Origin of the sequence: Gaiella sp., assembly GCF_039915195.1 — a bacterium.
GTDB lineage: Bacteria > Actinomycetota > Thermoleophilia > Gaiellales > Gaiellaceae > Gaiella.
The window spans coordinates 1-7,597 of the sequence record NZ_JBDSNT010000082.1; the positions used below are offsets into that span (position 1 = coordinate 1).

Consider the following 7,597-nt stretch of genomic DNA (forward strand, 5'->3'; position numbering starts at 1 on the left):
CGTCCCTCTCGGAGCGCCGAACGTGCCGGGTTCGACGTGGCGTGCCGCGCGGGAGGCGATCCGTCGACGGCCTGCTGCCAGGTGGGTATCGCGAGTTCTCGGGGATTCAGGTCTTCGCGAACTCATCGAGCCTGATTTGGACGCTCACTGGACCCGAACGAAGTACGAGGCTATGCTCCTCCCAAGAGACAACCATCGAGTGGAGGAAACTTCAGCGGCTGTCTTCTTCTAAGAAGTCCTGCAAAACAGGATTTTGGCCCCCGTAGCTCAGTGGATAGAGCAGTGGTTTCCTAAACCGCGTGCGCAAGTTCGATTCTTGCCGGGGGCATCGTGCAAACCTCGCTCGGGAAGCCAGGTTGCGACGCAAAGGGACATCATGCGTGCTGACCGGGAAGTTCTCCGTCTACCGAGCGTCTACAAGAACTCGCCGACGGTGCGGCGCCGGTTTGTGCTTCACCAACCGCACCGAGCGAACTGACAAGCTCGCATCACGCGTGGTGCTATCGCTTCGTGCACCGGAGCCTCAAGCCTGAGAGACTCTCGAAGGGCGGAAGTGAATCGAAAACCCTGCGTCGTCCGCAAGAAGCCGGTCGTGGCGTGAGCGAACAGGTCGATGATGTAGCGCGGATCACCGGCCTCCCGTGGCCACTCGATCGGTCGTTCACGATGCCGCGCCATCGGGGATGCCGCGCAGCGTGATACGGGTGGTGTGTTTTGAGACGCTCTTGCCCCCACCTCTTACCCGCACCGCCACAGCCGACCTACAGCCTGCAGAGAACGCCGAGCGGCTCAACTGCCTCGTCGCCAAGCGCTCATGGTCAAGGTTCAAGTGCCGATAGATACATCAATCAAAGGCCAACCCCGATCATCCGCCCTGGAGGCGATATGTCAGATCCAACGGCGCAAGGCGCGGACACGATCGATGCCAAGGTCATGCTCGGCGTCCTGGCACAGGTCAAGGAAGGCGACTTCACGGCGCGCATGCCGCTCGACTGGACGGGCGTGTCCGGCAAGGTCGCCGACAGTCTGAACGAGGTCATCGTCGCCAACCAGTCTCTCGGTGCGGAGCTCGCGCGAGTCAGCGAGGTCGTAGGCAAGCAGGGCAAGCTCTCGCAGCGAGTCGTGCTCGGAGGCTGGGCCCAGAGCTGGTCGGGGAGCATCGAGTCGGTCAACAGCCTGATCGACGATCTGGTGCGTCCGACGATCGAGATGCAGCGCGTCATCGGCGCCGTCGCCGACGGCGACCTGAGCAAGAAGGTGTCGGCCGACGTCCGTGGCGAGATGCTCGAGCTCAAGAACACGATCAACGCCATGGTCGACCAGCTCAACGGGTTCATCTCCGAGGTGACGCGCGTCGCCCGCGAGGTCGGCACCGAGGGAAAGTTGGGGCAGGCCGCGGCGTACACGATCGAGGTCGGAGGCGTCTGGAAGGACCTCACCGACAACGTCAACCTGATGGCCGGCAATCTGACCGGCCAGGTGCGGAACATCGCCGAGGTGACGACGGCGGTGGCCAACGGCGACCTGAGCAAGAAGATCTCGATCGACGTCAAGGGCGAGTTCCTCGAGCTGAAGAACACCGTCAACGGGATGGTCGATCAGCTCAACGCATTCGCCGGGGAGGTGACGAGAGTCGCCCGCGAGGTCGGAGTTGAGGGAAAGCTCGGCGGCCAGGCGCAGTCGAAGGAGATCGGTGGAGTCTGGAAGGACCTGACCGACAACGTGAACCAGCTGGCCGCAAATCTCACGAACCAGGTGCGCGCCATCGCAGACGTGGCGACCGCCGTCACCGAGGGCGACCTCACGAGGCAGGTCCGCGTCGAGGCGAGCGGCGAGGTGGCCGTCCTGAAGGACAAGCTCAACGAGATGATCCGCAACCTCCGAGAGACGACCAGGCAGAACATCGAGCAGGACTGGTTGAAGACGAACCTCGAGCGCTTTACGCGCATGCTCCAGGGCCAGCGCGATCTCTCCGAGGTGTCGAGCATGATCCTTTCCGAGCTCGCCCCGCTCGTCTCGGCTCAACACGGCGTCTTCTACTCGATGACCGGCCCGTCGGACGGGAGCGAGCCTGTGCTGCAGTTCCAGGCCGGCTACGGCTACGAGGAGCGAAAGCGTCTCTCCACCTCCTTCCGGCTCGGCGAAGGCCTCGTCGGGCAGTGCGCCAAGGAGAAGAACCGGATCCTGCTCACCGAGGTTCCCGAGGACTACGTCAGGATCAACTCCGGGCTCGGAGAATCACGCCCCCTCAACATCATCGTGCTACCGGTCTTGTTCGAGGGCTCGGTGCGCGCTGTGGTCGAGCTCGCCTCGTTCTCCCCCTTCAGCCCGACCCATCAGGCGTTCCTCGATCAGCTCACGGAGAGCATCGGCCTCGTTCTCAACACGATCGAGGCGAACACGCTCACGGAGAACCTGCTCAAGCAGTCCCAGTCACAGGCGGAAGAGCTCCGCTCGCAGCAGGAGGAGCTTCGCGAGTCGAACGAGGATCTCGGACGACAGGCCAGCCTGCTCGCCGAGCAAAACATCGAGGCAGAGGCAAAGAACAAGGAGGTCGAGCAGTCCAAGCTCCTGGTCGAGGAGAAGGCCGGCCAGCTGGCCGTCTCCTCGAAGTACAAGTCCGAGTTCATCGCCAACATGTCGCACGAGCTGCGCACCCCGCTGAACAGCCTCCTGATCCTCGCGGAGCAGCTGCGGGACAACGCGGGTGGCACCATGACAGACACCCAGGTCGAGTATGCGAGCGTCATCCTCGGTTCCGGCCGGGATCTGCTGAGTCTCCTGAACAGCATCCTCGATCTGGCCAAGGCCGAATCGGGAACCAGCAGGGTCGAGCTGGCCGACGTCTCGATCCGAGCGCTGCGCAGCACGCTCCTCCGCGATTTCGAGCATGTCGGCCAGGGAAAGGGCCTCGGGTTCTCGATCGAGGTCGACCCGGAGACCCCGGCGGACATCGTCACCGACTCGCAGCTACTGGGCCAGATCCTTACAAACCTGCTCGCCAATGCGTTCAAGTTCACCGAGCACGGCAGCGTGCGCCTCCAGGTCGGCCTGGCCGACAACGGCTGGAGCCCAGAGACGGCATCGCTCGTCAGCGCACCGGCAGTTCTTGCGTTCTCCGTCTCCGACACCGGCATCGGGATCGGGGCGGAGGAGCACAAGCGGATCTTCGAGGCGTTCGCCCAGGGCGACGGAGGCAGCGCGCGCAACTACGGCGGCACGGGCCTCGGCCTGTCCATCAGCCGCGAGCTTGTCGGGCTGCTCGGCGGCGAGATCACCGTAGCCTCGACGCCGGGGGAAGGCAGCACGTTCACGGTTTATCTTCCGCTCACTCGCTCCCTGACGGCCTCCGGGGTCGCGGTTCCGACAGCCACGGCGAACGCCGATCAACCGGCGGCGCTCGTCGCCGTCGACGAGTCGCCGGCCAAGGTTGCCGCTCCGGGAGCCGCTCGAGCCAACCGCAACCACCTGGACGATCGCCCGTTCGCGGGGACGAAGGTCCTCGTGGTGGACGACGACTTCCGCAATGTCTTCGCCATGACGGCGCTCCTCGAGCGAGGTGGCGCGGAGGTGGTGGCCGCCGAAAGTGGCTCCGACGCGCTGGCCACCCTCGAACTGGTGCCCGACATCGACCTGGTCCTGATGGACATCATGATGCCGGGAATGGACGGCTACGCCGCGACCCGTGCCATCCGTGCGATCGACCGGTTCAAGTCCCTCCCGATCCTCGCCGTCACCGGCAAGGTGGTCGGTGGTGAGCGCGAGCGCTGCATCGCCGCAGGAGCAAACGACTACGTTCCGAAGCCCGTCGACACGGACGAACTTCTCGCCGCAATCGGACCATGGCTGCCGAAGGTGGTTCCCTCAGCGGCATGAACGCGTCGCCCCCGACCGAAGCACAACCTGGACTCGATATGTCCCAGCGCTCGGCGGCAATCCTGGTGGTCGACGACAACGAGGCCAAGCGAGTCGCGATTGTTGCGGCACTCCAGCCCTTGGGCCATTCGATCGTTCAAGCCAGCTCGGGGGAAGCCGCTCTGCATGCGGTGATGAGCCGCGCCTTCGCAACGATCTTGATGGACGTGAAGATGCCCCTGATGGACGGCTACGAGACGACGAGGCTGATTCGGATGCGCCGCGAGTCGGAGTGCACGCCGATCATCTTCATCACCTCTCATCTGCAGGAAGAGACACGGGTACCGGAGGCATACAAAAGCGGAGCGGTGGACTTCATCTTCGCGCCGGTCGTCCCCGATATTCTCCGCGCCAAGGTCTCGTTCTTCGTCGACCTGTTCCTCCAGTCACTCGAACTGGAGCAGTCGCTGGCCGAGGTGACGATGCTCCGCGACCAGTTTCGAGACAGCGAGGCCAGTATCCGTTCGGTGCTCGAGAATGTGGCGGAGGGAATCGTCACCGTCGACCAGCAGCGTGTGATCAAGTCGTTCAATCGTGCAGCGGTCAACCTGTTCGGCTACAGCGAGGAGGAGGCGATTGGACAGCCCTTCTCGAGCCTCATCGCCGCAGTGGACTCCTCCGACGTCTTCAGCGCAGCGTGGTTGAAGAGGATGGCCCTACCGCCCGACGATAGATCCTCCGACGTGCTGGGTCACCGCAAGGATGGCTCCACGTTCCCGATCGACCTCGCCGTCAGTGACGTCCAACTCGGAGCCCGCACGATTCACATCGGCTGCATTCGCGACATCTCGGTCGGGCGAGCCCACGCTGAGGAGCTGCGACATCTAGCAGTGCACGACGTTCTCACCGGTCTTCCGAACCGCGTTCTCTTCGCCGATCGGGTGAATCAATCGATCGCCTCAGCTGCGCGAAGCGCCGAACCGTTGGCGCTCCTAGTCCTGGATCTCAATGGATTCAAGGAGGTCAACGACGCGTCAGGGCACGATCGCGGCGATGTCCTGCTCCAGCAGGTCGCCGAACGCCTCACCGGGTCTTTGCGGGAAACCGATACCGTCGCGCGGTTGGGCGGAGACGAGTTTGGCGTTCTGCCCGCCGGAGTCACCGACGTAGCCGGCGCAGTGGCTGTGGCCTGGAAGCTTCAGGAGGCTCTCAAACCGGTCTTCCTCGTCGACGGCCGTGAGATCGAGGTGCAGGCGAGCATCGGCATCGCGCTCTTTCCCGAGCACGGAGACAACCTCGACGATCTTCTCCGCCGATCCGATCTCGCGATGTACGACGCCAAGCGCTCGGGTACTGGTTACGCGCTCTTCGTCGCCGACCACGAGCACGCTTCCGTCCGCCGGTTCGCGCTGCTGGCCGATCTCCGACGCTGCCTCGAGCGCGACGAACTCATCCTGCACTACCAGCCGAAGATCGACCTCGCGAGTGGAAAGACCGCGGGAGTCGAGGCTCTCATCCGCTGGAACCATCCATCGGGAACGTTGCTCATGCCTGGCGAGTTCATGCACGAGGTCGAACAGAGCGAACTGATGGTCCCGATCACCCAATGGGTGATACGCGAAGCTCTGCAGAGGCTGCGGACGTGGCGCGAGCAAGGCTACGACCTCACCATGGCTGTCAACCTGGGGGCTCGCTGCCTCGCAGAGGGAACCGGGATCTTCGAGACCACCGAGCAGCTGATGCATAACCTCGCGATCCCTCCCGGCCATCTGACGTTCGAGCTGACGGAGAGCACATTGATCGACACTGCCGTGCCGGGCCTGCTAGCGCGACTAGAGAATCTCGCCGAGCCGTTGTCGATCGACGACTTCGGCACCGGACACTCCTCACTGGTTTACCTCCAGCGCCTACCGGTAATCGAAGTCAAGGCCGACAGGTCATTCGTCTCCTCGATGTGCTCGGTGAGCGGTGATGCGATCATCGTTCGCTCGATCGTCGATCTCGCCCACAACCTCAGCCTCAGGGTCGTCGCGGAAGGCGTAGAGGACGAGGAGACGCTCGATCTGCTGGCCGAGTATGGATGCGACCAAGCACAGGGTTACTACTTCAGCCGGCCGATGCCCGGCGAAGATGTGGTGCAGTGGCTCGAGACATCGCCGTTCGGGGCGACGACGACGCTCGGCCCTATCGATCCCGTCTCTACCGACGGCCGGCCAACCGCGATCGCAGAGCACGAGATGGAATACCCCGACGCCTTTTCCGTGGGGGCGGAGCGGATACTCGTCGTCGAGGATGACGCCACTGCTCGCACGCTGACCCGACAACTCCTCATCGACAAGGGTTACGACGTCGTCGCCGCAGCAAACGGCGAGGAAGCACTCGCCATCTACCGCGATCACCCCGTCGACCTCGTGCTCACAGACATCGTCATGCCAAAGTTGAACGGCAGGAACCTCGCAGCCGAGCTTCGACGAGCTAGCCCCGACCTCCCCGTCGTCTTCATGTCCGGCTACCCCAACGAGACAGACCGAGACGCGATGGCGAACGGCAACGCATTCATCCAGAAGCCATTCGCAAGCCGTGACCTCGGTAGAACCGTCCGCGCCACGCTCGACTCCAAGCCGGCACCGACCCTACTGGGCTGAGCGCTCGCAGGAGTCGGCTCGGGGGTGGTGGGAGGCACCGGGTCTACGTGCCGGCGGAAACTTGCGGGACGGCGCAAGTCGGGCAGTAGAAAACGATCTCGCCCTCGCCGTTGTCGTCTTGGTCAACACATGAGCTTCCCAGCACGCTTCCCGTCCTGCTGCCTCGCGAGGTAAGCCGCCCCCAGTTCGCCTCCAATGAGTCACTTCCTAAACCGCGTGCGCAAGTTCGGCACGCAGCGATCCACATCACGGCCCCATCCGCCGCTTCGACCCTCGTTCCCGTTATGCTCCGCTCTGGAACCGGCTAGCGTCGGCGTGGGGGGTGATCGATTGATGGCGACGTTGCAACCCGTCTTCAACGCGATCGGCGTCCTCCGGGACTATCTCGTTGCGATCAGGCCGCTGCCACTCGCCGCTGCGATCGGATGTCAGCTCGTCAAGGTCGGATGTACGAGCCGTGCCTGGCGGAACGTCCTTGCCGCCTCCTACCCCGCAGCGAACGTCCGCTGGCGATCGATCTACGCCGCATATCTTGCCGGGGCCGGTATCAACGCGATCTTCCCCGCGCGACTCGGGGACCTGGCGCGCCTCATCGTCGCCCGCAAGTCAGTTCCGCGCTCGACCTACGCAACCGTGCTCAGCTCCACCTTCGTGCTGACGATCGTCGACACCGTCGTCGCAATCTGTCTCTTTACCTGGGCGGTCAGCTACGACGTCCTGCCCGGCCTCGACGTCCTCCGTTCGCTCCCTGGCGTCGACTTCCGCTGGTTCATCGCCCACGGACGTCTCACGGCGGGACTCGCGCTGGGACTCGTCGCTGCCATCGCTGTACTCTCCCTCGTCGCTCGAGCTCGGCTGCGCGACCTCAGCGCCCACGTCGCACAGGGGTTCCTCATCCTTCGCACGCCAACGCACTATCTGAGGAAGGTCGTGCCCTGGCAGGTCGCCGGCTGGGGTCTGCGGCTCGCGACCGTATGGTTCTCTCTGGGCGCGTTCGGAATCGAGCAGACCGTCCACAACACCCTCGCCGTCCAGGCCACGGCCACACTTGCGACCCTCGCACCGATCAGTCCCGGCGGCATCGGAACCTCACAAGC

General features: G+C 64.0%; 3 protein-coding genes and 1 tRNA gene. All 4 read left to right on the top strand.

The window, feature by feature from the left end:
• Positions 1-256 precede the first annotated feature (256 nt).
• Positions 257-328 (top strand) — tRNA-Arg (locus tag ABIR74_RS08370).
• A gap of 557 nt (positions 329-885) precedes the next feature.
• Positions 886-3,876 (top strand): ATP-binding protein, encoded by a 2,991-nt coding sequence (locus tag ABIR74_RS08375; protein WP_348176985.1) that lies wholly within the window; start codon positions 886-888, stop codon positions 3,874-3,876.
• Positions 3,873-6,500 (top strand): EAL domain-containing protein, encoded by a 2,628-nt coding sequence (locus ABIR74_RS08380; RefSeq protein WP_348176987.1) that lies wholly within the window; start codon positions 3,873-3,875, stop codon positions 6,498-6,500. The genes ABIR74_RS08375 and ABIR74_RS08380 overlap by 4 nt, the downstream gene beginning before the upstream one ends.
• Positions 6,501-6,833: 333 nt before the next feature.
• Positions 6,834-7,597 (top strand): lysylphosphatidylglycerol synthase transmembrane domain-containing protein (locus ABIR74_RS08385; RefSeq protein ID WP_348176989.1); only part of this gene is annotated, 764 nt, incomplete at its 3' end.

Coding starts and splice junctions, on each gene's coding strand:
- ABIR74_RS08375 (WP_348176985.1), top strand. CDS start 886: ATGTCAGATCCAACGGCGCAAGGCGCGGACACGATCGATGCCAAGGTC.
- ABIR74_RS08380 (WP_348176987.1), top strand. CDS start 3,873: ATGAACGCGTCGCCCCCGACCGAAGCACAACCTGGACTCGATATGTCC.